Source organism: Mesorhizobium sp. P2_A12, from assembly GCF_056405075.1.
The window spans coordinates 142663-167737 of sequence record NZ_JBFUCU010000004.1; the positions used below are offsets into that span (position 1 = coordinate 142663).

The following is a 25075-nucleotide window of genomic DNA, read 5'->3' on the forward strand; positions in this document are numbered from 1 at the left end:
TTGGCCAAGGACGCAAAAGGAGCCAACACCGGTTCCGCTTACACCTATGTCGACCACAAATTCGACGTCGTGGTCGTCGGCGCTGGTGGCGCCGGCCTGCGCGCGACGCTCGGCATGGCCGAGCAGGGCCTGCGCACCGCCTGCATCACCAAGGTGTTCCCGACCCGCTCGCACACGGTGGCGGCGCAAGGCGGCATCGCCGCTTCGCTATCCAACATGGGGCCCGATTCCTGGCAGTGGCATATGTACGACACCGTCAAGGGCTCGGACTGGCTGGGCGATGTCGACGCCATGGAATATCTGGTGCGCGAAGCGCCAGCGGCGGTCTACGAGCTCGAGCACTATGGCGTGCCGTTCTCGCGCACCGAAGAGGGCAAGATCTATCAGCGGCCGTTCGGCGGCCACATGATGAACTACGGCGAAGGCCCGCCGGTGCAGCGCACCTGCGCGGCCGCCGACCGCACCGGCCACGCCATCCTGCACACGCTCTACGGTCAGTCGCTGAAGAACAACGCGCAGTTCTTCATCGAGTATTTCGCGCTCGACCTGATCATGGAGCCGGACGGCACCTGCACCGGCGTCGTCGCATGGAACCTCGACGACGGCACCATCCACCGCTTCTCGGCCAAGATGGTGGTGCTGGCGACCGGCGGCTATGGCCGCTCCTATTTCTCGGCGACTTCGGCGCACACCTGCACCGGCGACGGCGGCGGCATGGCCGCACGCGCCGGCTTCCCGCTGCAGGACATGGAGTTCGTGCAGTTCCACCCGACCGGCATCTATGGCGCCGGCTGCCTGATCACCGAAGGCGCGCGCGGCGAGGGCGGCTATCTCGTCAATTCCGAGGGCGAGCGCTTCATGGAGCGCTACGCGCCGTCGGCCAAGGACCTTGCCTCGCGCGACGTCGTCTCGCGCTGCATGACGCTGGAGATCCGCGAAGGGCGCGGCGTCGGCCCGAAGAAGGACCACATCTTCCTGCACCTCGACCATCTCGATCCGGCCGTGCTGCACGAGAGGCTGCCGGGCATTTCGGAATCGGCAAAGATCTTTGCCGGCGTCGACCTGACCAAGGAGCCGATCCCGGTGCTGCCGACGGTGCACTACAATATGGGCGGCGTGCCGACGAACTATTGGGGCGAGGTGCTCAACCCGACGCCGAGGAGCCCGGACAAGGTGTCGCCCGGGCTGATGGCGGTCGGCGAGGCGGGCTGTGCCTCGGTGCATGGCGCCAACCGGCTGGGTTCGAACTCGCTGATCGACCTGGTGGTGTTCGGCCGCGCCGCGGCGATCCGGGCCGGCCAGGTCATCGACCGGAAGTCGGCGATCCCGGCGCCCAACGAAGCCTCGGTCGAAAAGATCATGGACCGCTTCGACCGGCTGCGCCACGCCAACGGCTCGACGCCGACGGCAAACTTGCGCGAAAAGATGCAGCGGGCGATGCAGGAAGACGCGGCGGTGTTCCGCACGCAGGAATCGCTGGAGAATGGCTGCAAGCGCATTTCGGAAATCTGGACCGAGCTGAAGGACATAAAAGTGTTCGACCGCTCGATGATCTGGAACTCCGACCTGGTCGAGACGCTGGAACTGGAGAACCTGATGGCCAACGCCATCACCACGGTCTACAGCGCCGAGGCGCGCAAGGAGAGCCGTGGCGCGCATGCGCGGGAGGATTTTTCGACCCGCGACGACACGGCCTGGCGCAAGCATACGCTGGCCCGGCTCAGCGAAGACGGCAAGGTGACGCTCAGCTACAGGCCGGTGCACACCGAGCCGCTGCTGGCGGAAAAGGATGGCGGCATCAGCCTTGCCAAGATCGCGCCGAAGGCCAGGGTGTACTGACCATGGCGCTGCCGGCCTCGGGATATTCCGCCACGCCCCTTCCGGCAAAGCTCGGCCTGAAGGACGGGATGAGCGCCGCCTTTATCGCGCTGCCGTTGGAACTCGATGACCTGGCCGGCGCCGTGGCTTTTGCCAATGTCGACCGGCTGGTCGATTGGTCGGAGATTTCAGGAACGACCCAAAAATACGATGCCGTCCATGCCTTCACCCGGCAGCGCGCCGAGATCGAGGATCGCCTCGGCGACGTCGAGGCGGCGATCAAGCGCGACGGCATGGTCTGGGTGTCCTGGCCGAAGAAGGCATCGAAGGTGGCCACCGACGTCACCGAGGGTGTAGTTCGCGCCGAGGCGCTGAAGCGCGACCTGGTCGATGTCAAGGTCGCCGCCGTGAATGAAATCTGGTCCGGGCTGAAGCTCGTCATCCGAAAGGACCGTAGGTAATGGTCGAACTGACGCTTCCCAAGAACTCGCAGATCAAGCAGGGCAAGACCTGGCCGAAGCCGGAAGGCGCCACCAATCTGCGCGAGTACCGCATCTACCGCTGGTCGCCGGACGATGACGAGAACCCGCGCATCGACACCTATTTCGTCGACATGGACGATTGCGGGCCGATGGTGCTCGACGCGCTGCTCTGGATCAAGAACAAGATCGATCCGACGCTGACCTTGCGCCGCTCCTGCCGCGAGGGCATCTGCGGCTCCTGCGCCATGAACATCGACGGCTCCAACACGCTTGCCTGCACCAAGGGCTGCGACGACATTTCCGGCGCCGTCAAGGTCTACCCGCTGCCGCATATGCAAGTGGTCAAGGATCTGGTGCCCGACCTCACCAACTTCTATGCCCAGCACGCCTCGATCCAGCCATGGCTGAAGACGGTATCGCCGGAGCCGGCCAAGGAATGGCTGCAGAGCCACGAGGAGCGTGAGAAGCTGGATGGCCTCTATGAGTGCATCCTGTGCGCCTGCTGCTCGACCTCCTGCCCGAGCTACTGGTGGAACGGCGACCGCTATCTCGGCCCGGCAACGCTGCTGCAGGCCTATCGCTGGCTGATCGATTCCCGCGACGAGGCCAAGGGCGAGCGGCTCGACAATCTCGAAGACCCGTTCCGGCTCTATCGCTGCCACACCATCATGAACTGCGCGCAGACCTGCCCCAAGGGTCTCAACCCAGCCAAGGCGATCGCCGAGATCAAGAAGATGATGGTGGAGCGGCGGGTGTAGTTTCGGTGGGCAGATCGCCTCATCCGTCAGAGGGGGGTGCTGTCCCGCCGGCCTCAGAAGGATAGCGACCCTATGACAGACACCGATCTTCCCACTCTCTCCCCTGTCGAAGCCCGCGTGCTCGGCTGCCTGATCGAGAAGAAGGAGCTGACGCCGGATGTCTATCCGTTGACGCTCAACGGCGCGCATGCCGCGGCCAACCAGAAGACGGCGCGCGAGCCGGTGATGGCGGTCGAGCTTGTCGAGGTCAGGCGGGCGCTGAGCCAGTTGGAGCAGAAGGGCCTGGTCCGGCAGGTCTTCGCCTCGCGCGTCGAGCGCTACGAGCATCAGGTGGCGCAGCGTTTCTCGCTCACCTCGGCGCAGATCGCGCTGATCGGCCTGATGCTGTTGCGCGGCGCGCAGACGGCGCATGAATTGCTGGCGCGGGCCGAACGCATGGCGCGGTTTTCGTCGATCGAGGCGCTGCGCACCGACCTCGATCTATTGATCGGCCGCCGGCCGCCGCTAGTGGTGCTGATCGAGCGCGGTCCCGGCCAGCGCGAGGAGCGTTTTATGCATCTGCTTAGCGGCGTGGTGCAGATCGCGGCCGTCGCCATGCACCAGGCGCCGTCGGGCGCCTCAGCTCTCGAAGAACGCGTCAGCGCCCTCGAGGAAGAAGTTGCGAGGCTGCGTGCCCTCATCGAGGCGCCGACCGGCGAGCGCTGACCCGAGAGTCCGTTTCAGACGATCATTATCGACGTTGGGCGCCGCCCCTCATTGCCCTGCCGGGCATTTCTCCCCGTATAGGGACGGGGAGAAAGAGGACGGCCGCGACGCGGGCGTTCTTTTTGCAGCGCTGGTGATTGGCGAACCCGTGAGCGCCCCTCTCCCCGTCACTATACGGGTAGAGGGTGCCGGCAGGCAGGTGAGGGGCAGCGCAAACGCCAGCAGGTTCTGCGATATTGTTCACCCAAGCCTGGCGTCGAGCGATACTTTTATGGCGCCGAGTGCCTTGGAGACCGGGCATTCGGCCTTGGCCTTCTCGGCCAATTCCTTGAATTTCGCCGCATCGATGCCCGGCACCTTGCCGACCACGGTGAGGGCGCTGCCGGTGATGCCGGTGCCGGGAACCAGCGTCACCACCGCCTTGGCGTCGAGCTCGGCGGCGGGCGTGCCGTTTTCGGCCAGGAAATGCGAGAACTGCATGGCGTAGCAGCCGGCGTGTGCCGCGGCGATCAGCTCTTCCGGATTGGTGCCGGATTTGCCGCTCTCGTCCTCGAAGCGCGCCTTGAACGAATAGGGCGTGCTCTTCAGGGTCCCGCTCTGCGTATCGAGCGTGCCCTTGCCCTCTTTCAGATTGCCTTTCCAGACGGCGTCTGCGGTGCGGTCCATGAATTCCTCCTTGGTTGTCTTGGTGGGTGGTCGTGGTGGGTTGCCGGGGCTTGTGATTGGGGCTTGGCCCGGCGTCCGGTCAACTATAGCGCGTGCGGACGCGAAGGCCACTGCGCTCTTTGGACCACGATGGCGGTGGCTTCGATTCTTTTTTTAAAAAAGCGCGTGCAAAAATGTCGACTTTGATCTTCCTCGCCCGTCCTGCGGGCAGCCACGCAAGTGATGGCCGGATGGAGGATCACATGGATATGCTGTTTTGTGCGCATTGGAAGAAAGCCGGCCACGGAGCCGGCGGACGGGAGGCCGACTGGATGCACCAGCCCACGCCGGCGTTCGGCCGGTTTCTGGCGGCGGTTGCCATCATCGGGGTTGCGGTGTGCATTCTCGACCATGCGGCGGCGGGCAAGGACCGGATCGACACGCTCATCGCCGCGACACAGCAAGGGAGCTCGAAATGAAATATGTTTGCCTGGTCTATGGCGAGGAAAAGGATCTTCACGCGCTGACCCCGGCAGGGTCGGCCAAGCTCAACGCCGATTCGCTTGCCTATGACCGATCGCTTGAGGAGAAAGGCTTGCTTGTCGTCGCCGAGGCGCTGCAATCGGTGACGTCAGCCAAAACCGTGCGCCGGCGCCAGGGCAAGCGGCTGGTCACCGATGGGCCCTTCACTGAGACCAAGGAGCAGTTGCTCGGCTTCGTCATGGTCGAGGCAAAGGATCTCGACGAGGCGCTGGACATTGCCGCGGGCATTCCGCTGGCCGAACTCGGCACGATCGAGGTCCGCGCCATCTACGACATACCGGGGTCATGATGCCTGCCATGCGTTGCGGTCATTTGGATCGGGACGGTCGGTTGAGCAAACGTGGTTTCATTTCGTGCGCAATTTTTGCGCGTTGAAGCAAGGCAGGAGTTCTCCTATCGTCGCCGGGATTTTGGGGGATTCGGCATGCCTTTCCTGATTGCTATCCTTGGCGCGTTGGGCGCGGCGGCGTTCTGGTGGTACCGGATGAAGGCGATGAACGAGGCGGCGCGTGACGTTGCCGATGTCATCGGTCGGGTCCAGGGCTCCGTGCGCCGCAAGAAACTGCGCAAGCAGGCGGCCCTGTCGCCGCTGACAGCGATCGACGATCCGGTGGTGGCGGCGGCGACGCTGATCACCGCCATCGTTTCCGAGGATGGGCCCGTGCTGCCGAAGCGCGAGGCTGTCATTCGCGCGGTGATTTCCGAGATCGCCGACAAGAAGAAGACCGACGAGGCGGTGATCTACGCCAAATGGGCCGCGTCACAGATCGACGACGCCACGATCGTCATCGACAAGCTGGCGCCGTTCCTGCGCGAACGGCTCGACGTGGCCGAGCGAAACGATCTGCTGCAGATGATCAACCGCGCCGCGCAAGGCGGTGAGAAACGCCTTGAGATAGCCGACCAGCGCATATTGCGGCTGCGGCAGAAGCTCGGCTTCGAGGTCAATTAGGTGTGCTGGCGTTCAGGTGAGGCTCGGCCTGACCTGAATCTGAACACACCCTGGTACGTCGTGTCAGATCGCCTCGCCTTTCAGCAATCTTGGCGTGCTGGTGGACAGTCCAGACGCCTGACGGATAAAAAACTCCTTCAGGCGCGGCATGCGCTCGACCAGACCGAGCCCGATATCACGGACGGTGCGCAGCGGGCCGATGTCGTTGGAAAACAGCCGGTTCAGCACGTCCGTGGTGATGCCCATCTGCACGGTGTCGAAGCGCCGCCACTGCTGGTAGCGTTCGAGCACGTCGAGCGCGCCGATGTCCTGGCCGAGGCGGTCGGCCTCGACGATCACTTCGGCCAGCGCGGCGACATCCTTGAAGCCGAGATTGAGGCCCTGGCCGGCGATCGGGTGGATGCCGTGGGCGGCGTCGCCGGCCAGCGCTATGCGCGGCGCGACGAAGGCGCGCGCGATGGTCAGGCCGAGCGGCCAGGCGCGCGGCTTGTCCGCGACGCGGATCTCGCCAAGCTTCAGGCTGAAACGCTGTTCGAGTTCGTGCTCGAAGACGAGATCGTCACCGGCAACCAGCTTTTCGGCATCGGGCGTGCGCTCGACCCAGACGATCGACGAACGGTTGGTGCCGTCCTCGCCGGGCTTGAGCGGCAGCGTGGCAAACGGGCCGGCCGGCAGGAAATGTTCTTCCGCGCGGCCATTGTGCGGGCGTTCATGCGCCACCGTACAGACGATGCCGGACTGGCCATATTCCCACTTCACCGTCTTGATGCCGGCCATGTCGCGCAGCTTCGAGTTGACGCCGTCGGCGGCAACCAGCAGCCGGGTCTTCAGCGTCGCACCGTCGGCAAGATGCACGGTGATGCCGGCGCCGTTGGTCTCAAAACCCTGCACGGCGACGCCTTCGATGATATCGATGCCGAGTTTCTCGGCGCTGGCCCGCAAGGCGCCGTTCAGCACCCGGTTGGCGACCATGTGGGCAAAGGGTTCACCCGGCGCGACCTCGCCGTCGAAAGTCAGGAAGACCGGGCGCACGGGATCGGAGGTGCGCGAATCGGTGATGATCATCTCGGTGATCGCCTGGGCCTGCGGCGCGATCTCGGCCCACACGCCGAGCTGGTCGAGCATGCGACAGGCGGCGGCGGCGATGGCCGATGCGCGGCCATCCCTTTGCCAGGCGCCGGCGGGTGCGGCATCGACCAGCGCGACGGCGAGGCCCGGACGCGCCTGCTTCAACGAGACGGCGCTGGCCAAGCCGACATAACCGGCGCCGGCGACCAGAACATCGAGCCCGGACCTTGCGCTTGATCTGGTTTTCGCGTCGGTCTTGCGTTCCATCTTCTTCGCTCCTTGCACGCCGACCGGGTCTTGCGCCCTTGACTGCCTGTCCGTCCTGTCGGAAACCGCCATAACACTTCTGCGGCAAGGGCGCGAAAATATGACGGCTGCCATGGACGAGCTTCTCGGCATTCTCGACCTCGAGAAGCTGGAACACAATCTGTATCGTGGTCGCAGCCCCTTGCTCGACTGGCAGCGCGTCTTCGGCGGACAGACCATCGCCCAGGCACTGGTGGCGGCACAGCGGACCGTCGACCCCGATCGCCACGTGCATTCGCTGCACGGCTATTTCATGCGGCCCGGCGACACCAAGGTGCCGATCGTCTACGAGGTCGACCGGATCCGCGACGGCGGCTCCTTCACCACGCGCCGCGTGGTGGCGATCCAGCACGGCCAGGCGATCTTTTCGCTGGAAGCCTCGTTCCAGCAGGATGAGGTCGGCCTCGAACACCAGGTGCCGATGCCGCAGGACGTCCCGGGGCCAGAGACACTGCTGTCGCAGCGCGAATTGCTGGGCAAGTTCGGCGAGGCGGTGCCCGAAGGCATCAAGCGCTACTGGGAGCGCGACCGGCCGATCGAGATGAAGCCGGTGATGCTGAAGCACTACACCAGCCGCGAAAAGCTGGAGCCGAAGCAGAACATCTGGATCCGCACGACCGGTCCGGTGCCGGCGGATCGCGCTACTCAGGCGGCGGTGCTGGCCTATCTTTCCGACATGACGCTGCTCGACACATCGACCTTCGCGCATGGCCGCGCCATTTTCGATCGCGATATCCAGGCGGCGAGCCTCGATCACGCCATGTGGTTCCATCGCAGCCATGCGCTCGACGACTGGATGCTTTATACGCAAGACAGCCCGTCGACGCAGGGGTCGCGCGGCTTTACGCGCGGCTCGCTGTTTGCCCGCGACGGCACGCTGATCGCCTCGGTTGCGCAGGAAGGGCTGATCCGGCTCAAGCGATCGCCTGCAGAGTAGGCATTTTGAGAAAATTGCCTAATTTTTAAGCAGACGGTTTGCCGCCGTTGCGGGCACCTCGTCGCTTTGGCGGCCTCAATTCCTTTGTTTACAATGGGTTAACACCCTGCTTCGGCAATTGGCACGGAGCTTGAATCCTATCGGGCACTCTCCGGCTCCTTGGGTTCGGTGAAGTCGTGCAAACGCGGGGGACCGCAACAGCAAAGGGTGAAACCTTATGAAAATCGTGATGGCAATCATCAAGCCGTTCAAGCTCGACGAGGTGCGCGAAGCGCTTACCGCCGTCGGCATCCAGGGCCTGACCGTCACCGAAGTCAAAGGCTACGGGCGTCAGAAGGGACATACGGAAATCTATCGCGGAGCGGAATACGCGGTCAGTTTCCTGCCGAAGATCAAGATCGAAGTCGCGGTCAGTGCGGACGTGGTCGACAAGGCCGTCGAAGCCATCACCGCGGCCGCCAAGACCGGCCAGATCGGCGACGGCAAGATCTTCGTTTTCGGTATCGATCAGGCGGTGCGCATCCGCACCGGCGAAACAGACACCGACGCGCTCTGAGCGGCGAACACGTATTCCAATGGAGAGTTCAATGAATATTCCTTCCACCTTGAAGACGACGGGACGTGCCGCCCTTTTGGGCTCGCTCGCTCTCGCAGCATTGGGCACGGTCGCCGCCTTCGCGCAGGAAGCGGCTCCAGCCGCGGCCGCGGCTGCGCCGGCTGCCGCCCCCACCCCGGTGCTCGACACCGGCAACACCGCCTGGATGCTGACCTCGACGGCGCTGGTGCTGATGATGACCATTCCGGGCCTGGCGCTGTTTTACGGCGGCATGGTGCGCAAGAAGAACGTGCTCGCCACCATCATGCAGAGCTTTGCCATCACCTGCCTGGTGACGGTGCTGTGGTTCATGTTCGGCTATTCGCTGGCCTTCTCCGACGGCGGCGGCATGAATGCCTATCTCGGCGGCACCTCGAAATTCTTCCATCACGGCATCACCACTGCCTCGCTGTGGCTGCCGGGCGTCGCGAACATTCCTGAATTCGTCTTCTCGATGTTCCAGATGACCTTCGCCATCATCACCCCGGCCCTGATTGCCGGCGCCTTCGCCGAACGCTTCAAATTCTCGGCGCTGCTGATCTTCATGGCGCTGTGGCTGCTGGTCGTCTACGTGCCGATCGCGCATTGGGTCTGGGGTGGCGGCTTCCTCGGCACGGCTGGCGTGCTCGACTTCGCCGGCGGTACGGTCGTCCACATCAACGCCGGTGTCGCCGGTCTGGTCTGCGCGCTGGTACTCGGCAAGCGCGAAGGCTACGGCACCACCAACATGGCGCCGCACAACCTGGTCTACTCGGTGATCGGTGCTTCGCTGCTGTGGGTCGGCTGGTTCGGCTTCAACGCCGGTTCGGAACTGGCTGCCGACGGCCTCGCCGGTGCCGCCATGCTCAACACCCAGGTTGCCACTGCAGCGGCGGCGCTGGCCTGGATGTTCGCCGAATGGATCGTCGCCAAGAAGCCCTCCGTGCTCGGCATCATCTCGGGCGCCGTCGCCGGCCTGGTGGCGGTGACGCCGGCTTCCGGCTTCGTCAACCCGACCGGCGCCTTAATCGTCGGCATCGTCGCGGGCGTCGTCTGCTACCTCTCGGCGGTCAAGGTCAAGCACATGTTCGGCTATGACGACTCGCTCGATGCCTTCGGCGTGCACGGCGTCGGCGGCATCATCGGCGCCCTGCTCACCGGCGTGCTCGCCGATCCGGCGATCAACAGCCTGTCGTCGGGTGCTTCGCTGGGCAAGCAGATCTACGGCGTCGCCGTCACCATCGTGTGGACGGCTATCGCCACCTTCGTGATCCTCTACATCGTCAAGGCGCTGGTCGGCCTGCGTCCGACGACCCAGGAAGAGGTCGAGGGCCTCGACATCTCCCAGCATGGCGAAGTGGTGCCGTAAGGCCAGCTTAGCCAAGGGGCCGGCGGAACCCTCCTCCCGCCGGCCCCTTATCTGCCTACGCAATTCCGAACGGAAACCGCGGCCGCTTTTTCTGGAATTGCCTTGAAAGATCCCGTCGTGACGCTCCCGAAAGGAGGTCACGCATTGAGGCCCGGACACGTTCCGGGCCTCTTTTTTGGTACCACGCCGAGTTCTGTGCGAACCTGCAGGCGCTTGGCGCCGCCAACTGACAGGCGTCTTGATCGAGCCGAGGTTGGATCTTTCTGCCAACCAAACAATGGCGTGCCCGGTGCCCCGCCGCGAGGCCGCGCGTGGACAGGGCTTGAGCAGGATCTCCCGACAAGCCGTTCCGGCGGCAACTCTATCCGCCGGCGCCGTCGTCCATCATGGTGTTTGTCAGCGCCTCATAGGCGCTGCTGCATGTCTGGGAATGAGGGCAATTCCTGACAATCAGGACAGGCGCCACCGTCAGGACGGCTGCGATCAAAATCTGCAGGGCGAGCCCCAGCAATGCAAATCCCTTGCCGAAAAGACCCCTGTACAGAAAATACACGCCCTGCATCAGACAGGCGGTGGCGAGGGTGTGCAGCAGCGGGCCGGTCGCCCTGGCAAAAGGCGTCACGTAGCCATCCGGGAAGCCCACCATGCCGAGTTCGACGAACCAGTGCAAAGCGAGCAGGAGACTGAGCCCCGCCCAGCCAAGAACCGCCACGCGAAGGATGACAGATTGCATGCCTCTACCCACATTGGTGGCCCTGCGGCGACGTCACGCCCCGTTCTCGGGTCGCTCTCCTCGGGCAGCTAGCGGCTCAACCGGCGGTAACGAGGTTTGATCATCTCAACCTCTTATAGTTAATGCGCCCTTAACCTTCCCACCGATAGTCTGAGACCCGAATCTGCCGGAGTGCGCCACGCACCCGCACGAAGCAATGACAGACGGGGATGAGCATGCGTTCAGGGGCTTCAGCACCGCTCGCGCTGGCCGATACGGGGCACGGCATCCAGGCGTTCGCGCGGCGACAGGTCGGGCGGCTGGTCGGCGCCGGACTGTTCGTGCTGGCCGCCTTCGGCGTCGCCAGCCTTGCCACCTGGAATGTCGCCGATCCGAGCTTCTCGCACGCGACGAACAACATCGTCACCAACGCCATGGGCTATGCGGGTGCTGTATTCTCCGACCTTGCCATGCAGTTCTTCGGCCTTGCCGCCGTCGCTGCGCTGGTTCCGACCGTGATCTGGGGCTTCCTGCTGTTTTCCGCGCGCGGTGTCGACAGGCTGCCCAGGCGCGGGCTTTCCTGGTTCGGCTTCGCCCTGCTCGCCGCGGCAATGGCCGGTTGCGTGGTGCCGCCCAAGACCTGGCCGCTGCCCACCGGCCTCGGCGGCGTGTTCGGCGACATGGTGCTGAAGATCCCCGGCGTTGTCATCGGCGGCTATCCGACCGGGCTGTTCGCCAGCATCATCGCCATCTTGCTGGCCGCACCCGCGCTCTGGCTCTTTGCCCACGGTTCGGCGCTGATCGGACGCAAGAACGGCTTCGCCGTGATGGAGGACGAGCCTGCCGCCGATCCCCGTGAGGACGACCTCTTGTTCGACAATGACGAGGATGAAGGCGACGAAGGCATTCTGGCGCTTGGCGCCATCACCCACTGGTGGCTGTCGCTGCGCGCCTGGATGCACCGCCGCGCCGTGCGCCGCAGGCAGGAGCGGGAGGAGTACGAGCCGGAGATGGAGCCGCGCGCGAGCGGCTGGCGGCGCGCCGCCGAACGGGTCGAATCGGCCGAGTTCGCCGAATCGCGGATGAGCCCGGACGGTCGCGCCCGCGTCGAGCCCGAATTCTTCGCCGCCATGGTCAATGATCGCAGCATTTCGGTCGATCCGGATGATGACGATATCTTCGGCGATCGCTTCGACAATGGCGAAGATGCCGATTTCGACGATGAGCCCGTCGTGCAACGCCGTTCGGTGCCGACCGCCAGGGTGCAGCCGTTCCGCTCCGATGCCGCCACCCGCGTCGAGGCACCGGCGCCGCGCCCGGCTCCAGGCGCCCGTGTCCAGCGCGAGGCGCAGACATCGCTGATCGGCTCGGAAAAATTCGAGATGCCGTCGCTGCATTTCCTGTCCGAACCGAAGAACGTGGTGCGCGATGCCAGCCTGTCCAAGGACGCGCTGGAACAAAATGCCCGCCTGCTCGAGGGCGTGCTGGAGGATTTCGGCGTCAAGGGCGAGATCATCGCCGTTCGCCCCGGTCCCGTCGTCACTCTCTACGAACTCGAGCCGGCGCCCGGCATCAAATCGTCGCGCGTCATCGGCCTGTCCGACGACATCGCCCGCTCGATGAGCGCCATCGCCTGCCGCGTCGCCGTGGTGCCCGGCCGCAACGCCATCGGCATCGAGCTGCCGAACGCCAAGCGCGAAACCGTCTATCTCCGGGAGATCCTGGCCAGCCGCGACTTCGAAACGACGAAGGCCAAGCTGGCGCTGGCGCTGGGCAAGACCATCAATGGCGAGGCGGTCATCGTCGACATCGCCAAGATGCCGCACGTGCTGGTCGCCGGCACCACCGGCTCGGGCAAGTCGGTCGCCATCAACACCATGATCTTGTCGCTGCTCTACCGGCTGACGCCGCAGGATTGCCGGCTGATCATGATCGATCCGAAAATGCTGGAACTGTCGGTCTATGACGGCATTCCGCATTTGCTCACGCCGGTGGTCACCGATCCGAAGAAGGCGGTGGTGGCGCTGAAGTGGACCGTGCGCGAGATGGAGGACCGTTACCGCAAGATGTCGAAGGTCGGCGTGCGCAACATCGATGGTTTCAACGCCCGTGTGCAGCAAGCCGACAAGAAGGGCGAAAAGATCTCGCGCACCGTGCAGACCGGTTTCGACCGCCAGACCGGCGAGGCGATCTACGAGACCGAGAATCTCGATCTTGAGCCGATGCCCTACATCGTCGTCATCATCGACGAGATGGCCGACCTGATGATGGTCGCCGGCAAGGACATCGAAGGTGCGGTGCAACGCCTGGCGCAGATGGCGCGTGCCGCCGGCATCCATGTCATCATGGCGACACAGCGTCCGTCGGTCGACGTCATCACCGGCACCATCAAGGCCAATTTCCCGACCCGAATCTCCTTCCAGGTGACGTCGAAGATCGACAGCCGCACCATCCTGGGCGAGCAGGGCGCCGAGCAGCTGCTCGGCATGGGCGACATGCTCTACATGGCCGGCGGCGGCCGTATCCAACGCGTGCACGGCCCGTTCGTCGCTGATGAAGAGGTCGAGAAGATAGTCGCGCATCTGAAGCTGCAGGGCGTGCCGGAGTATCTCGATGCCATCACCGAGGACGATGGCGAGGACGACGACGAGCCGTCGGGCAAGGGCGGTTCCGGCGGTGGCGGCAGTAACAGCAATTTCGAGGATTCCGATGATCCTTACGATCAGGCGGTTTCCGTGGTGCTGCGCGACGGCAAGGCTTCCACCAGCTACATCCAGCGCCGGCTGGGCATCGGCTACAACCGCGCCGCCTCGATCATAGAGAAAATGGAGAAGGAAGGGATCGTCGGCCCGGCCAACCATGCCGGCAAGCGCGAGATCCTGGTGCCGACCGAAGAGGACAAGTTCTGACCGCGACCCTTATGACATCTCCTGTCTCGCAACCTTGAACCGTTCAGGGCGTTGAAGCGAATGAGGCCCGCCTGACCCGCCAAACTTCAGCCCAACTGGGGGCCCAAGCACTAGGGCAACTCAGGAATCAGATGAGAGTGACCGACATGAAAAACGATCCTTCAGCGCTCCGCAGTTTTGCTCCCACCCGGCGCCAGTTGCTCGGGCTCGGCCTGGGGTTTGCAGGAGCGGCAGCCCTCAACGTGATGCCCGGCTTCCAGTTGCTGGCTTCGGCGCAGGCCGCCGTGCCGCCTGCCGCACAGAAGATCGCCGACCATTTTTCCTCGGTCAAATCGATGAGCGGCGAATTCGTGCAATTCGGCCCCAAGGGCGAGCAGACCGGCGGCAAGTTCTTCCTCGAACGGCCGGGCAAGATACGCTTCAACTATGACGGCGCGTCAAATTTCCGGGTGATTTCAGACGGCAAGTCGGTGGTCATACTGAACAAGAGGCTTAACACCTCCGATCTCTATCCGCTGTCGAAGACGCCGCTGAAGCTGCTGCTCGACGACAGGATCGATCTCTCCGGCGACCGCGTCAAAAGCGTCAAGCAGGAAGACGACCTCACCACCATCCAGCTCGCCGACAAATCGGTGTTCGGCAATTCGAAGATCACGATGATGTTCGATCCCAAATCCTACGAGCTGCGTCAGTGGACGATCACCGACGCACAGGGCAAGGACACGACGGTGATGATCTTCAACGTCAAGGAAGGCGTCAGCTTCGCCGCCGACACCTTCGCCATCGACTACAGCGCGAATCGCGAAGTCAACACCAAGGCGCGGTAGAGCAATTCCAGGAAATGCGTGAAACGGTTTCCCGGGAAAAGCGCGTTGCGCTTTCCCTGGGGGAATTGCGTTAAAACAAAGAGATAGAGCGGCTCTGCGTTTCCGTGAAACGATGAACCGCCCCAGGACCAATCGCGTCAATAGCTGTGGAAAGCCCTGGGTCGCGCCTCGCCGGGCGGGGGCCGGCTTGTCTTTGCGGCTTGCGGCTGGCAGTTTCCCGGACTGACTCCGTCAAAAGGCGTCTTGCCCGCCAGGGCCTGTCGGTTCTGGCTGGCCATACGCTGTCCTGGATTGCCGAATGCCTTTTTCCATTGCCACCTGGAACATCAATTCCGTTCGCCTGCGCATGCCGATCGTCGAACGCCTGCTTGTCGAGCATGCGCCGGATGTGCTCTGCCTGCAGGAGACAAAGGTTCCGGACGAATTGTTTCCCGAAAAGGCGTTCCGCAAGCTCGGCTACGAGCACATCGCCTTCCATGGCCAGAAGGGCTACCACGGCGTCGCCACGGTGGCGCGGCGGCCGATCGAGGTGGTCGAAAGGCGCCGCTTCTGCGAGATCGAGGACAGCCGGCACCTGTCGGTGACGGTGCGGGCCGGCGGCAAGGCTATCCTGCTGCATAATTTCTACGTTCCGGCGGGTGGCGACGAACCTGATCCTGTCATCAACAGGAAGTTCAAGCATAAGCTCGATTTCGTTGCCGAGATGAATGCCATCCGTGCCGAGCATGACGAGGTGTCCGGCTCCGTCCTGGTCGGCGACCTCAACATCGCCCCGCTCGAACACGACGTCTGGTCGCACAAGCAGTTGCTCAACGTGGTCAGCCACACGCCGGTCGAAACGGAAAGCTTCGAGGCGATGCGGCTGGCCGGCAACTGGGTCGACCTGATGCGGCTCAATATTCCGCAGGAGCAGAAGCTCTACACCTGGTGGAGCTATCGCGCGCAGGACTGGCAGGCCTCGGACCGTGGCCGGCGGCTCGATCATGTCTGGTCGTCACCAAATCTGGTGGCTGATTTTGCCGGCTACGAGATCCTGCGCCTGGCGCGCGGCTGGGAGCGGCCGTCGGACCATGTGCCGGTCATAGCGCGCTTCGATCTCGATTAAAGCTACGTCGCGGCCAGACCTCACCCCTAAGATTCTGGCAGAGGGATGACCAGCTCATCGCTGCCGCTAGTCAGAGAAGCGGGGCGCCAGTTCCTCGATACGGCGGATCAGTGTCTGAAATTCCTCGGAGATACGCTGGTGGAGGTTCACCGCGATTTCCGGATATTCTTCCAGGATGCGGCGGAACATCTTGCGGCTGAGCCGTATCACTTCCGAATCGATTTCGGCCGACGCGCTGGTCAGCCGGTTGCTGTCGGCGATCAATGCAAGTTCGCTCAGGATCGCGCCGGGGCCGACCGAACGTATCGGGATGCGTTCGCCGTTCTGCTCTCGATAGAGCAGGATGCGCCCGCTGACCACGACATAGGCGGAATCGGCCTCGTCGTCCTCGCGGTAAAGCTTGTGGTTGGCAAGCAATATTGTGTTCTCGGCGCCGAAGGCGAGCAGACGCAACTGTTCCTGCGTGAAGCCCTCGAAGAGCCTCACGGCGGACAGGATGCGAATGTCGTCATCCAACGCCATCTAGCTGTGTCCCCGAACGGTCAGTCCATTCCCTCCCCTGCGATACGATCCACAACCCCCTCCAACTGGATCGTACCCGAATGCGGTCCTGCCCGGCCGCTGATTGGATAATGAAATGTTTAAGGAACCAGCTTGTAGCCACCGCTTTCTGTCACAAGAATTTCCGCATTGGAAGGATCGCGCTCGATCTTCTGGCGCAGCCGGTAGACGTGGGTTTCCAGCGTGTGCGTGGTGACGCCGGAATTGTAGCCCCACACCTCCTCGAGCAGCACGTCGCGTGTCACCACCTTCTGGTCGGCGCGATAGAGATATTTGATGATCGAGGCCTCCTTCTCCGTCAGCCGCACCTTGCCGCCACGCGGGTCGATCAGCAGTTTCTGGCTGGGCTTGAAGGTGTAGGGCCCGACCGAGAAGGTGGCGTCCTCGCTCTGCTCATGCTGGCGCAATTGCGCACGGATGCGCGCCAGCAGCACGGCGAAGCGGAATGGCTTCGTCACATAGTCGTTGGCGCCGGCCTCGAGACCAAGGATCGTATCGGAATCGGTGTCGTGGCCGGTCAGCATGATGATGGGCGCCTTGTAGCCGCCCTTGCGCAGGATCTTCACCGCTTCGCGGCCATCCATGTCGGGCAGCCCGACATCCATGATGAGCAGATCGATGAGGCCGCCGCGCGCGGTGGCGACGCCTTTTGCCGCAGTCGATTCCTGCAGCACGTCGAATTCCTCGTAGAGGGACAATTGCTCGACCAGAGTGCCGCGCAGGTCGTCATCGTCGTCGACGATTAGAATGGTGCGTGAAGTCATGGATCAATCCGTTGTTTTGAAAAGAAAATTCAGTTGACCGCTGTCTCTTTATGCGGAAGCTGACCGGCACAACAGCCGATCACAGTGATTTGTTCCGTGGCACGATCATACAAGAAAAAACGCGATCGCAATGCAGCCGGCGCAAATTTGCGAAAAGGGCTGCGCGTGCTGACCGTGCGCGCGAGGCCCGGAAACCCGAGCCAAGGCCTGCTGCAGGCCGGCAGAACGGTGTTTGCCTGTGCGCTGGGGCGGGGCGGCATCTCGGCCGACAAGCGTGAAGGCGACGGCGCCACGCCGCTTGGCCCGATGCGGATCCTGTCGGGCTATTTCCGGGGAGATCAGTTCTCCGGCGGCCGCAAGACCCGTTTGGAGATGACGCCGATCGGGCCTGATCTGGGCTGGTGCGAGGTGCCTGACGACCGCAACTATAACAGGCCGGTCAAGATTCCCTATGGCGCCAGCCACGAACGCATGCGGCGCGACGACCGCCTCTATGACGCCTGCCTGGTGCTCGACTGGAACCTGGCGCCGCGCAAGCGTGGGCGCGGCAGCGCCATCTTCTTCCATCTGGCGCGGCCCGGCTTCACGCCGACTCAAGGGTGTGTGGCGGTGACGGCGCGCACGATGGCGCGGCTGCTGCCGCTGCTGTCGGACAAGACGGTGATGAGGGTAGTTAGATAAGGGCCATTGATATTCAGGTGATGCCGGCCTGCAAATGACGATTTCCGCGCTTCCGGTGCTCACGTACGTCAAGTACGCTCCGCTCCGGTTCTCGGACCCCGTCATTTTCGACTCGGCCTGACCTGAATCTCAACAGCCCTTTGAGCAATCAGCCGTTCGGCCGGCGCGGCTTTTGCCAGCCGATGTCGAGCAGGCCCAGCCGGCCAAGCTCCCTGTCCATGGCGCGGGCGACGTCACGGCGCTCGGCGCCGATGTCGCGCAGCTGGCGATCGGAGAGGTTCTCGACGTTCTGGTGGGCGATATCGTGGCGGGCGAGGCGTATGGCGACCCTGGCATGGCGAAACCAGTCAAGCACCGCGCTAAGCCAGGCCGGCGTGGATACCGGCTCATTCAAGACAATGTGGGACATGGCGTGATCCGTTTCATCCGGATATCAAATCCGGTTTGATGGTGTTGCGATGGATGCATGATGCCGTATTGAAATTTAAATGAGAAACGAGTAGTTCTTTCGAGATCATCAAGTTTTATTTGAGGATAGCATGTCCCGCCTGCTGCCTGGAACGCGAGCGCTGAGGACGCTGGAAGCCGCCGCCCGGCACCTCAACTTCACCCGTGCCGCCGACGAGCTCGGCCTGACGCCGGCTGCGGTCAGCCATCAGATCAAGGAGATCGAGGATCAGCTGGGCATCGTGCTGTTTACCCGCACCAGCCGCACCATCCGGCTGACGGCGGCGGGCACGGTGCTGTTCGAGGCCTCGATCGATGCACTCGACCTGCTTGGCCGGGCCGTCTCGCGGGCGCGCAAGCTGACGCGCGGTACGACACTGCTGAAGGTAACGCTCGACGCGCAGTTCGCGTCAAAATGGCTGATGCGGCGCGTCGACGATTTTCGCAGGCATCAGCCCAATATCGAACTCAGGTTCGACATCGCCTACGAGGTGCGGGATTTCGACCTCGACGACGTCGATGTCGGCATCCGGTTCGGCGTCGGGAAGTACCCGGGCCTTCGCGCCCATCGCCTGTTCGACAACATCATCATCCCGGTGTGCAGCCCGGGCCTGCTGACGTCAGGTCCGCCGCTGCGCGAGCCGCGTGATCTCTTCAACCACACGCTTGCCCATATCGAATGGGCGCGGCAAGGCGTGACATGGCCGAACTGGCGGATGTGGATGGCGGCGGCCGGCATCAACGATTTCGACGACAGCCGCACCATCGTGTTCAGGAACTCCACCGACGCCGTTCAGGCGGCGATCGAGGGCAATGCCGTCGCACTCGCCGACTTCGCCATGGTGGCAAACGACCTCTCCGAAGGCAGGCTGGTGCAGCCTTTTGAACTCGGCCTGCGGGTGGGAGCCGAGTTCGCCTATTTCCTGGTCTATCCCGAGAGCACGGCCGACGATCCGCGCATCGCCGCCTTTCGCGAATGGATTCTCGAGGAAGTCGCCAGGACGCGGACCTGACGATCGCGGCAGGTCATCAGCCTGCCGCCGCGCCGAACCAGCCGATCACCACACCGATGATCAGCAGCACGCCGAGCCAGTGGCCGCCGTCGATGAGGGTCAGGTCCCAGCCGAAATCCTGATAGCGATGGTTGACCGAGAGCGTCGTGGCGACGAAGCCCAGCCAAAGCACGAAGCCGAAGACAAGTCCGGCGAGCAATGACGGCTCGCCGCCGGTCATCGCGCCGACCACCAGGGCCATTATGTAGGCCATGATCAGTTCAGCGATGAAGCTGATGACGAAGGGCAATGGCGATTTCTTCATCGTTGCGGGATCAAGCTTGGCGGCCTTCAGCCACGGCTTGCTCAGGCCCATGTACCAGGCGGCGCCGAACAACCATGCGACGACGGCAGCGGCGATCACCGCCAGCCAGTTCACTGCTTCAAAATCCATGAGTTCCCCCTCCAATGCCGATCTGATGGAACGCCTGTTCGGCGATGGCGTCAAGCAAACCGCCAGACGGTGGTGCGCTTGACCAGGGAATCCTCCAATGCCCGGGTGACGGCCACTTCATAGACCGCCAGCGGTTCCAGTCCCGCTTTCGGCATATACGACCGGCCGGGATCGCCGACGAGGATCTCGGCGCCGCGCGCCTTCAGCGTCGCGAACCACGGCATCAGCCGGACGGCGAAGGAATTGTCGTAGAAAACATCGCCGGCCAGGATCACATCCCAGCCCGCATCGGTGCCGATGCAATCGATGCCGAGGAAGTCGATCCCGACATCGTTGGCCTGCGCATTGAGGCGGATCGCGGTTGCACAGAACGGATCGATGTCGGTTGCGATCACGCCGGCGGCGCCAGCCTTGGCCGCGGCAATGGCGACAAGGCCGGAGCCGGAAGCGAAGTCGAGCACGCGCTTTCCCCGAACCGCAGCCGGATTGTCGATGATGTAGCGGGCAAGGCCCTGGCCGCCGGCCCAGGCAAAGGCCCAGAAGGGCGGCGGCAGGCCGATCTCGACCAGCTCATCCTCCGTCCGCTGCCACAAATCATGCGCCTCGTCGGCAAGATGAAGCAGGATTTCCGGCACATGCGGCGGCGCCATCAGCGCCGTGTTGTCGAGGATGAATTGTTTCGCGCTGTCTGGCGTGAGCGCCGTCACGGAGCGGGTGTCAGGCCGCCCATGCGGCAGACTTCCTTCCATTCGGCCGGCGTCACCGGCTGCACGGAAAGCCGCCCGAGCCGCACCAGCGCCATTTCGGCAAGCTTTGGATTGGCCTTGACCTCTTCCAGCGTCGGTGGGTTCGGCACGTCCTTGAAGGCACGGATGTCGACGCATTCCCAGCGCGGGTCGTCGGTTGTGGTGTCGGGATGGGCAAGCGCGCAGACTTCGGCGATGCCGATCACGTTCAGCCCCTCGTTGGAATGGTAGAAGAAGCCGAGATCGCCGATCTGCATGGCCTTCATGTTGTTGCGCGCGGCATAGTTGCGCACGCCGTCCCATTGCGTGCCGGCCTTGCCCTTCGCCTTCAGCGCCTCGAAGGAGAAGACCGAGGGTTCGGATTTGAACAGCCAGTAGTTCATTTCTTTCGCTCCTCCTTGCGGGTCATCACCCAGCGACCGGAATTAACTAGCCGCCGGCTTGTTGAACGTCCAGTTCCACTGGCGGATTTCGACGCTGTCGAACAGCCCGGCCTTGGCGTACGGGTCGGCGGCCGACAAGGCCTGTGCTCCGGCAAGGTCCGGCGCCTCGACGACGACGAGGCTGCCATTGGGCTTGCCTTCGGCGTCAAGGAAGGGACCGGCGAAAGCCAGTTTCTTGTCGCCGTTCAACTCTTCGAGAAAGGCGATATGCTCGGGACGCGTGTCGAGGCGCACCTGCAGGCTCCCGGGCTTGTCCTTGCAAATCAAAGCAAACAGCATGGTCTTTCTCCTGGTCGTGGGATCGATGTTGTGGGGATCAATCGTTGGTTTCGGTCTTGAGCGGACGGGTCATCAAGGCTGTCACAGCCTGCCGGATGGTGACGGTGCCGTCCAGTATGGCCGCCACGGCGGCAATGATCGGCGCGTCGATGCTTCGCTCGGTGGCGATGCGGGCGGCGATCGCCGCTGTCGGCACGCCCTCTGCCAGCGCCAATCCGGCAAGCGGCTTGCCTTGCCCGAGCGCCAGCCCGTAGGCGAAGTTGCGCGACTGGGTCGATGAGCAGGTGAGCAGCAGGTCGCCAAGGCCGGACAGGCCCATCAGCGTTTCGGGCCTGGCGCCGAAGGCGGCACCGATGCGCCGCAGTTCGACGAAGCCGCGCGTCACCATGGCGGCCTGGGCACTGGCGCCGAGCCCGGCCCCGGTGACAGCACCTGCGGCAATGGCGAAGACGTTCTTCAAGGCGCCGCCGATCTCGACGCCGATGAGGTCGTCGCTCGAATAGCAGCGCAGATTCTCCGCCGAAAAGCGGGCGGCGAGGTCCGCGGCCAATGCCTCGTCGCGGGCGGCCACGACCACCGCCGTCGGCAGGCCCCTGGCGACATCGGTGGCGAAGCTTGGACCCGACAGGGCGGCGACCGGATTTTGTGGCAGGATCTCGCCGACGATCGCCGACAGCAAGGCGCCGGTGTCGCGCTCGATGCCCTTGGCGCAGAGGACGAGCGGAATATCGGCAGGCACATGGCCTTTCGCGACCGCCAGCGTTGCCCGCAGCGATTGCGCCGGCGTCACCGCCAGCACGCAATCGGCGCCCGTGAGTGCCGCCTTGATGTCGCTCGTCGCGTCGATGCCGGGCGCGATGGCGATGCCCGGCAGATAGCGCGGGTTCTCGCCGCGATCGATCGCGGTGACGGTTTCGGGGTCGCGGGCGAACAACCGCACCGAATGGCCGGCACGCAGCATGGCCAGCGCCAGCGCCGTGCCCCAGGCGCCACCGCCAAGCACGCTGACGCGCCAGCCGCTTTTGCCCGGTTTTTCCCTGCCTTGGCTGTTCATCTCCCGGTCACTCATGCCTTGGCTCCGCGCCGGCCGGAGCCGACCATCGGCGTCGAGATGCTGTCCAGCGGCCAGCGCGAGCGCGGCACGAAGTCGAAGCCGTTTTCCTGCGCCATGCCTTGGCGCAACCGCTCGATGCCGGCCCAAGCGATCATCGCCGCATTGTCGGTGCACAGTTTCAGCGGTGGCGCGACGAAGGTGAAGCCGGCCTCGTCGCACTGTCGCTCCAGCGTCGCCTTGATGGTGCGGTTGGCGGCAACACCGCCGGCAACCACCAGGGCCGGATTTTTGGTGCCGGGAAACGTCTCGCGAAAGCGCGCCAGCGCACGCGCGACACGGTCGGCCAACGCATCGGCCACCGCTGCCTGGAACGAAGCGCAGATGTCGGCGACATCCTGGTCGCTCAAGGGCGCAATGGCTGTCGCCGCCTGGCGTACGGCGGTCTTCAGGCCGGAAAAGGAGAAGTCGGGCTGAGCCGAGCCTTTCATCGGACGCGGAAAGGCAAAGCGCGAGGCATCGCCGGTTTGGGCAGCGTTCTCGACATTCGGTCCGCCGGGATAGGGCAGGCCGAGCATCTTGGCGGTCTTGTCGAAGGCTTCGCCGAGCGCATCGTCGATGGTGGTTGCCCAGCGCTGATAGTCGCCGACGCCGCGCACGGCGAGGATCTGCGTGTGGCCGCCGGAGACCAGCAGCAGCAGATAGGGAAAATCGAGCCCGTCGGTCAGTCTTGCGGTCAAGGCATGGCCTTCGAGGTGGTTGATGGCGATCAGCGGCTTGTTCGCCGCCGCGGCGATCGCCTTGGCGGTCATCAGCCCGACAATCAGCCCGCCGACCAGACCGGGGCCGGCAGTGGCGGCGATCGCATCGATATCGGCAAGTGCTGTGCCCGAATCGGCAAGGGCTGCCTCGACGATACCGTCCAGCGCCTCGACATGGGCGCGCGCCGCGATCTCCGGCACGACGCCCCCAAAGGCGGCATGCTCCTCGATCTGGCTGAGCACGATGTTGGACAGGATTTTTGGCGCAGCGTCACCGTCCAGCGCCACGACGCTGGCAGCGGTCTCGTCACAACTCGTCTCAATGCCCAGAACGCGGATCAATTCGTCGCTGTCCCTAGAGATTGTCTGTCGGCGCTTTCCCCATTAGGAGAAAGCCCGGAAAGGCCTCGGTCTGCCCGGGGGTTATCACGGACCGCACGCCATGCAAACAATCTTGAGAATCGGAACACGCGGCAGCCCGCTGGCGCTGGCACAGGCGCATGAAACGCAGGCGCGGCTGATGGCCGCGCATGGCATGCCGGCGGAAGCGTTTGAGATCGTCGTCATCTCGACCAGCGGCGACCGGATCCAGGACCGGCCGCTGTCGGAGGCCGGCGGCAAGGGCCTGTTCACCAAGGAGATCGAGGAGGCACTGCTGGCGGGCCGGATCGACATCGCCGTGCATTCGTCGAAGGACATGCCGACGCAACTGCCCGACGGTCTCGAACTCAGCGCCTTCCTGCCGCGCGAGGACGCGCGCGACGCCTTTATCGGCAAGGCGGCGAAGACCATCGCCGACCTGCCGCATGGAGCGAAAGTCGGCTCGTCATCGCTGCGGCGGCAGGCGCTGATCCGGCGGATGCGGCCGGATCTCGACGTGGTGATGTTCCGCGGCAATGTGCAGACGCGCCTGCGCAAGCTCGACGAAGGAGTCGCCGCCGGCACCATCCTGGCCTATGCCGGGCTGAAGCGGCTCGGGCTCGACCAAGTCGTCACCGACCTGATGCCACTCGACATCTTTCCGCCGGCGCCGGGACAAGGCGCGATCTGCATCGAAACCCGCATCGGCGACGGGGACGTCGAAAAGATGCTGGCGGCCATCCATGATGCGCCGACTGGCCAGGCGCTCGGCTGCGAGCGTGCCTTCCTGGCGGCGCTAGATGGTTCCTGTCGCACGCCGATCGCCGGCTATGCGGCGATCGAGGCCGGAAAGCTGTCCTTCGCCGGGTTGATCATCTCGCCCGACGGTACGCAGTCGCACACGGTCGAGCTCAAGGGACCGGCGCAGGACGCTGCCAGCATCGGCCAGGAAGCCGCCCGGACGGTGCGGGCAAAGGCCGGCGAAAAGTTCTTCGACGGCTGGCTCTGAAATGTTTCGCGTCCTGGTGACGAGACCGGAACCGGGTGCCTCGCGCACGGCACAGCGGCTTCAGGAGACGGGGTTCCAGCCGATCCTTCTGCCGTTGACCGAAACGGCGGCGTTGCCGGTCGATGCCGGCCTGCTTCCAGGCGGTGCCGTCGCGGTGGCCATCACCAGCGCCAATGCCGTACGGCTTGCGTCCAGGGAGCTCATCGCGGCGCATGCCGGCCTGCCCTGCCATGCCGTGGGAACAAGGACGGCGGAAGCCGCGCGCCAAGCGGGGTTCTTGTCGGTCAGCGAAGGCCCGCGCGATGCCGAGGCGCTTGCCGACAGTCTTGCCGGTCGTCTTTCGGGGATGACCATCGTCTATCTCTGTGGACGCGTGCGCTTTTCGGTGTTCGAACAGAGGCTGAGGGCGGCAGGTGTCCGGGTCCATGCCGTCGAGACATATGACACGCTCGCGGTGGGTTATTCCGACGAAGCCATCCTCGAGCGCCTGTCCGGCCAACCCGCCGATGCGGTGCTGCTTTATTCAGCCAAGGCGGCCGCAGCGATGCAGGTCCTGATCAGACGGCCCGCTCTGCAAGGGCTCTTTGAAAAGACAAGATTTTTTGCCCTTTCCACGCGCATTGCGGCAGTGCTTGACGGCACTGCCAATGAAAGAATCCGCATTGCCGCACAGCCCGACGAGGATACGCTGCTGGCGCTTTTGCGGGCGCGGCCCTGAGCCGCGTCATCACACCGCCCCTTTTCACCGCTTGGTGATGTGCTAGACCATTTTCTGAACCATCATGCGCCGCCAGGCGTTGAGACGAAGCGAATTGTG

Annotated in this window: 29 protein-coding genes; 17 read left to right on the forward strand and 12 right to left on the reverse strand. The window is 64.0% G+C overall.

Translation table 11 applies throughout. The annotated features are described in order from the left end of the window. The 4 genes from sdhA (at window position 1) to AC1DZU_RS10980 (ending at window position 3763) form a co-directional block, all read left to right on the forward strand. Window positions 1-1839, forward strand: coding sequence for a succinate dehydrogenase flavoprotein subunit (gene sdhA, locus AC1DZU_RS10965; RefSeq protein WP_477284482.1), 1839 nt, complete (start codon window positions 1-3; stop codon window positions 1837-1839). Window positions 1840-1841: 2 nt separating this feature from the next. Then, the gene (locus tag AC1DZU_RS10970) at window positions 1842-2279 is read left to right on the forward strand and encodes a DUF3052 domain-containing protein (protein ID WP_477284484.1); all 438 of its coding nucleotides are present in this window, start codon (window positions 1842-1844) and stop codon (window positions 2277-2279) included. Continuing rightward, a complete protein-coding gene (locus AC1DZU_RS10975; RefSeq protein ID WP_477284486.1) occupies window positions 2279-3058 on the forward strand; it encodes a succinate dehydrogenase iron-sulfur subunit in 780 nt (259 codons plus the stop codon). The genes AC1DZU_RS10970 and AC1DZU_RS10975 overlap by 1 nt, the downstream gene beginning before the upstream one ends. A gap of 72 nt (window positions 3059-3130) precedes the next feature. Next, window positions 3131-3763 (forward strand): YceH family protein, encoded by a 633-nt coding sequence (locus AC1DZU_RS10980; protein ID WP_477284488.1) that lies wholly within the window; start codon window positions 3131-3133, stop codon window positions 3761-3763. Window positions 3764-4003: 240 nt separating this feature from the next. Here AC1DZU_RS10980 and AC1DZU_RS10985 read toward each other — a convergent pair whose 3' ends face one another. After that, entirely contained in the window at window positions 4004-4429 is a 426-nt protein-coding gene (locus AC1DZU_RS10985; RefSeq protein ID WP_477284490.1) for an OsmC family protein, read from the reverse strand. Between the two features lie 119 nt (window positions 4430-4548). On the opposite strand from AC1DZU_RS10985, the gene AC1DZU_RS10990 reads away from it, so the two are divergent. The 3 genes from AC1DZU_RS10990 (at window position 4549) to AC1DZU_RS11000 (ending at window position 5903) form a co-directional block, all read left to right on the forward strand. Then, window positions 4549-4887: a hypothetical protein gene (locus tag AC1DZU_RS10990; RefSeq protein ID WP_477284492.1), complete on the forward strand. Its 339-nt coding sequence runs from the start codon at window positions 4549-4551 to the stop codon at window positions 4885-4887. Continuing rightward, window positions 4884-5240 (forward strand): YciI family protein, encoded by a 357-nt coding sequence (locus tag AC1DZU_RS10995; protein WP_477284494.1) that lies wholly within the window; start codon window positions 4884-4886, stop codon window positions 5238-5240. Before AC1DZU_RS10990 ends, AC1DZU_RS10995 begins: the two co-directional genes overlap by 4 nt. A gap of 135 nt (window positions 5241-5375) precedes the next feature. Continuing rightward, the gene (locus AC1DZU_RS11000; RefSeq protein ID WP_184872573.1) at window positions 5376-5903 is read left to right on the forward strand and encodes a hypothetical protein; all 528 of its coding nucleotides are present in this window, start codon (window positions 5376-5378) and stop codon (window positions 5901-5903) included. Window positions 5904-5966: 63 nt separating this feature from the next. On the opposite strand, the gene AC1DZU_RS11005 is transcribed toward AC1DZU_RS11000, so the two are convergent. Beyond that, complete coding sequence (locus tag AC1DZU_RS11005) at window positions 5967-7238, reverse strand: ubiquinone biosynthesis hydroxylase (RefSeq protein ID WP_477284496.1); 1272 nt, start codon at window positions 7236-7238, stop codon at window positions 5967-5969. A gap of 100 nt (window positions 7239-7338) precedes the next feature. Between AC1DZU_RS11005 and tesB the strand changes: the two genes are divergently transcribed. The 3 genes from tesB (at window position 7339) to AC1DZU_RS11020 (ending at window position 10157) form a co-directional block, all read left to right on the forward strand. Next, window positions 7339-8214: an acyl-CoA thioesterase II gene (gene tesB / locus AC1DZU_RS11010; protein ID WP_477284498.1), complete on the forward strand. Its 876-nt coding sequence runs from the start codon at window positions 7339-7341 to the stop codon at window positions 8212-8214. Window positions 8215-8431: 217 nt separating this feature from the next. Further along, entirely contained in the window at window positions 8432-8770 is a 339-nt protein-coding gene (locus tag AC1DZU_RS11015) for a P-II family nitrogen regulator (RefSeq protein WP_095084051.1), read from the forward strand. A 31-nt stretch (window positions 8771-8801) separates the two neighbouring features. Continuing rightward, window positions 8802-10157: an ammonium transporter gene (locus tag AC1DZU_RS11020; RefSeq protein ID WP_477284500.1), complete on the forward strand. Its 1356-nt coding sequence runs from the start codon at window positions 8802-8804 to the stop codon at window positions 10155-10157. 361 nt (window positions 10158-10518) lie between these two features. On the opposite strand, the gene AC1DZU_RS11025 is transcribed toward AC1DZU_RS11020, so the two are convergent. Continuing rightward, a complete protein-coding gene (locus tag AC1DZU_RS11025) occupies window positions 10519-10890 on the reverse strand; it encodes a hypothetical protein (RefSeq protein ID WP_477284502.1) in 372 nt (123 codons plus the stop codon). Between the two features lie 215 nt (window positions 10891-11105). Between AC1DZU_RS11025 and AC1DZU_RS11030 the strand changes: the two genes are divergently transcribed. The 3 genes from AC1DZU_RS11030 (at window position 11106) to AC1DZU_RS11040 (ending at window position 15710) form a co-directional block, all read left to right on the forward strand. Next, window positions 11106-13778, forward strand: coding sequence for a DNA translocase FtsK (locus tag AC1DZU_RS11030; protein WP_477285419.1), 2673 nt, complete (start codon window positions 11106-11108; stop codon window positions 13776-13778). Window positions 13779-13924: 146 nt separating this feature from the next. Beyond that, a complete protein-coding gene (locus AC1DZU_RS11035) occupies window positions 13925-14605 on the forward strand; it encodes an outer membrane lipoprotein carrier protein LolA (protein ID WP_477285421.1) in 681 nt (226 codons plus the stop codon). A gap of 298 nt (window positions 14606-14903) precedes the next feature. Continuing rightward, window positions 14904-15710: an exodeoxyribonuclease III gene (locus tag AC1DZU_RS11040; RefSeq protein WP_477284504.1), complete on the forward strand. Its 807-nt coding sequence runs from the start codon at window positions 14904-14906 to the stop codon at window positions 15708-15710. A gap of 66 nt (window positions 15711-15776) precedes the next feature. Here the strand turns inward: AC1DZU_RS11040 and AC1DZU_RS11045 are convergent, their stop codons facing one another. Together AC1DZU_RS11045 and AC1DZU_RS11050 are read right to left on the reverse strand one after the other, a co-directional pair. Further along, on the reverse strand, window positions 15777-16232 hold the full coding sequence (locus AC1DZU_RS11045) for a Crp/Fnr family transcriptional regulator (protein WP_095084055.1): 456 nt from the start codon (window positions 16230-16232) through the stop codon (window positions 15777-15779). Between the two features lie 119 nt (window positions 16233-16351). Then, window positions 16352-17035 carry a response regulator transcription factor gene (locus AC1DZU_RS11050; protein WP_023760937.1) on the reverse strand — a complete coding sequence of 228 codons (684 nt, stop codon included), beginning with the start codon at window positions 17033-17035 and terminating at the stop codon, window positions 16352-16354. A gap of 147 nt (window positions 17036-17182) precedes the next feature. On the opposite strand from AC1DZU_RS11050, the gene AC1DZU_RS11055 reads away from it, so the two are divergent. Next, entirely contained in the window at window positions 17183-17716 is a 534-nt protein-coding gene (locus AC1DZU_RS11055; protein ID WP_477285423.1) for a L,D-transpeptidase family protein, read from the forward strand. 148 nt (window positions 17717-17864) lie between these two features. On the opposite strand, the gene AC1DZU_RS11060 is transcribed toward AC1DZU_RS11055, so the two are convergent. After that, window positions 17865-18125, reverse strand: a complete 261-nt coding sequence (locus AC1DZU_RS11060; RefSeq protein WP_477284507.1) for a hypothetical protein — start codon at window positions 18123-18125, stop codon at window positions 17865-17867. Window positions 18126-18255: 130 nt separating this feature from the next. On the opposite strand from AC1DZU_RS11060, the gene gcvA reads away from it, so the two are divergent. Beyond that, on the forward strand, window positions 18256-19176 hold the full coding sequence (gene gcvA / locus AC1DZU_RS11065; RefSeq protein ID WP_477284509.1) for a transcriptional regulator GcvA: 921 nt from the start codon (window positions 18256-18258) through the stop codon (window positions 19174-19176). 16 nt (window positions 19177-19192) lie between these two features. Here the strand turns inward: gcvA and AC1DZU_RS11070 are convergent, their stop codons facing one another. From AC1DZU_RS11070 to tsaD, 6 genes are read right to left on the reverse strand one after another with little or no spacing between them, the layout of a single operon-like run. Further along, the gene (locus AC1DZU_RS11070) at window positions 19193-19609 is read right to left on the reverse strand and encodes a DUF1761 domain-containing protein (RefSeq protein ID WP_477284511.1); all 417 of its coding nucleotides are present in this window, start codon (window positions 19607-19609) and stop codon (window positions 19193-19195) included. Between the two features lie 50 nt (window positions 19610-19659). Next, window positions 19660-20259 carry a class I SAM-dependent methyltransferase gene (locus AC1DZU_RS11075; protein WP_477285425.1) on the reverse strand — a complete coding sequence of 200 codons (600 nt, stop codon included), beginning with the start codon at window positions 20257-20259 and terminating at the stop codon, window positions 19660-19662. Window positions 20260-20312: 53 nt separating this feature from the next. Then, window positions 20313-20738, reverse strand: coding sequence for an EVE domain-containing protein (locus AC1DZU_RS11080; RefSeq protein WP_477284513.1), 426 nt, complete (start codon window positions 20736-20738; stop codon window positions 20313-20315). A gap of 42 nt (window positions 20739-20780) precedes the next feature. Next, window positions 20781-21077: a YciI-like protein gene (locus AC1DZU_RS11085; protein ID WP_477284515.1), complete on the reverse strand. Its 297-nt coding sequence runs from the start codon at window positions 21075-21077 to the stop codon at window positions 20781-20783. Window positions 21078-21114: 37 nt separating this feature from the next. Next, on the reverse strand, window positions 21115-22146 hold the full coding sequence (locus AC1DZU_RS11090) for an NAD(P)H-dependent glycerol-3-phosphate dehydrogenase (RefSeq protein ID WP_477284517.1): 1032 nt from the start codon (window positions 22144-22146) through the stop codon (window positions 21115-21117). After that, window positions 22143-23228 carry a tRNA (adenosine(37)-N6)-threonylcarbamoyltransferase complex transferase subunit TsaD gene (gene tsaD, locus AC1DZU_RS11095; protein ID WP_477285427.1) on the reverse strand — a complete coding sequence of 362 codons (1086 nt, stop codon included), beginning with the start codon at window positions 23226-23228 and terminating at the stop codon, window positions 22143-22145. The genes AC1DZU_RS11090 and tsaD overlap by 4 nt, the downstream gene beginning before the upstream one ends. Before the next feature lie 103 nt (window positions 23229-23331). Here tsaD and hemC point away from each other — a divergent pair, with 103 nt between their 5' ends. Together hemC and AC1DZU_RS11105 are read left to right on the forward strand one after the other, a co-directional pair. Next, window positions 23332-24258, forward strand: a complete 927-nt coding sequence (gene hemC, locus AC1DZU_RS11100; RefSeq protein ID WP_477284519.1) for a hydroxymethylbilane synthase — start codon at window positions 23332-23334, stop codon at window positions 24256-24258. Window position 24259: 1 nt separating this feature from the next. After that, the gene (locus tag AC1DZU_RS11105; protein ID WP_477284521.1) at window positions 24260-24976 is read left to right on the forward strand and encodes a uroporphyrinogen-III synthase; all 717 of its coding nucleotides are present in this window, start codon (window positions 24260-24262) and stop codon (window positions 24974-24976) included. Window positions 24977-25075: the final 99 nt, after the last annotated feature.

Coding starts and splice junctions, on each gene's coding strand:
- AC1DZU_RS10970 (WP_477284484.1), top strand. CDS start 1,842: ATGGCGCTGCCGGCCTCGGGATATTCCGCCACGCCCCTTCCGGCAAAG.
- AC1DZU_RS10975 (WP_477284486.1), top strand. CDS start 2,279: ATGGTCGAACTGACGCTTCCCAAGAACTCGCAGATCAAGCAGGGCAAG.
- AC1DZU_RS10980 (WP_477284488.1), top strand. CDS start 3,131: ATGACAGACACCGATCTTCCCACTCTCTCCCCTGTCGAAGCCCGCGTG.
- AC1DZU_RS10985 (WP_477284490.1), bottom strand. CDS start 4,429: ATGGACCGCACCGCAGACGCCGTCTGGAAAGGCAATCTGAAAGAGGGC.
- AC1DZU_RS10995 (WP_477284494.1), top strand. CDS start 4,884: ATGAAATATGTTTGCCTGGTCTATGGCGAGGAAAAGGATCTTCACGCG.
- AC1DZU_RS11000 (WP_184872573.1), top strand. CDS start 5,376: ATGCCTTTCCTGATTGCTATCCTTGGCGCGTTGGGCGCGGCGGCGTTC.
- AC1DZU_RS11005 (WP_477284496.1), bottom strand. CDS start 7,238: ATGGAACGCAAGACCGACGCGAAAACCAGATCAAGCGCAAGGTCCGGG.
- tesB (WP_477284498.1), top strand. CDS start 7,339: ATGACGGCTGCCATGGACGAGCTTCTCGGCATTCTCGACCTCGAGAAG.
- AC1DZU_RS11015 (WP_095084051.1), top strand. CDS start 8,432: ATGAAAATCGTGATGGCAATCATCAAGCCGTTCAAGCTCGACGAGGTG.
- AC1DZU_RS11020 (WP_477284500.1), top strand. CDS start 8,802: ATGAATATTCCTTCCACCTTGAAGACGACGGGACGTGCCGCCCTTTTG.
- AC1DZU_RS11025 (WP_477284502.1), bottom strand. CDS start 10,890: ATGCAATCTGTCATCCTTCGCGTGGCGGTTCTTGGCTGGGCGGGGCTC.
- AC1DZU_RS11030 (WP_477285419.1), top strand. CDS start 11,106: ATGCGTTCAGGGGCTTCAGCACCGCTCGCGCTGGCCGATACGGGGCAC.
- AC1DZU_RS11035 (WP_477285421.1), top strand. CDS start 13,925: ATGAAAAACGATCCTTCAGCGCTCCGCAGTTTTGCTCCCACCCGGCGC.
- AC1DZU_RS11040 (WP_477284504.1), top strand. CDS start 14,904: ATGCCTTTTTCCATTGCCACCTGGAACATCAATTCCGTTCGCCTGCGC.
- AC1DZU_RS11045 (WP_095084055.1), bottom strand. CDS start 16,232: ATGGCGTTGGATGACGACATTCGCATCCTGTCCGCCGTGAGGCTCTTC.
- AC1DZU_RS11050 (WP_023760937.1), bottom strand. CDS start 17,035: ATGACTTCACGCACCATTCTAATCGTCGACGACGATGACGACCTGCGC.
- AC1DZU_RS11060 (WP_477284507.1), bottom strand. CDS start 18,125: ATGTCCCACATTGTCTTGAATGAGCCGGTATCCACGCCGGCCTGGCTT.
- gcvA (WP_477284509.1), top strand. CDS start 18,256: ATGTCCCGCCTGCTGCCTGGAACGCGAGCGCTGAGGACGCTGGAAGCC.
- AC1DZU_RS11070 (WP_477284511.1), bottom strand. CDS start 19,609: ATGGATTTTGAAGCAGTGAACTGGCTGGCGGTGATCGCCGCTGCCGTC.
- AC1DZU_RS11075 (WP_477285425.1), bottom strand. CDS start 20,259: ATGGCGCCGCCGCATGTGCCGGAAATCCTGCTTCATCTTGCCGACGAG.
- AC1DZU_RS11080 (WP_477284513.1), bottom strand. CDS start 20,738: ATGAACTACTGGCTGTTCAAATCCGAACCCTCGGTCTTCTCCTTCGAG.
- AC1DZU_RS11085 (WP_477284515.1), bottom strand. CDS start 21,077: ATGCTGTTTGCTTTGATTTGCAAGGACAAGCCCGGGAGCCTGCAGGTG.
- AC1DZU_RS11090 (WP_477284517.1), bottom strand. CDS start 22,146: ATGAGTGACCGGGAGATGAACAGCCAAGGCAGGGAAAAACCGGGCAAA.
- hemC (WP_477284519.1), top strand. CDS start 23,332: ATGCAAACAATCTTGAGAATCGGAACACGCGGCAGCCCGCTGGCGCTG.
- AC1DZU_RS11105 (WP_477284521.1), top strand. CDS start 24,260: ATGTTTCGCGTCCTGGTGACGAGACCGGAACCGGGTGCCTCGCGCACG.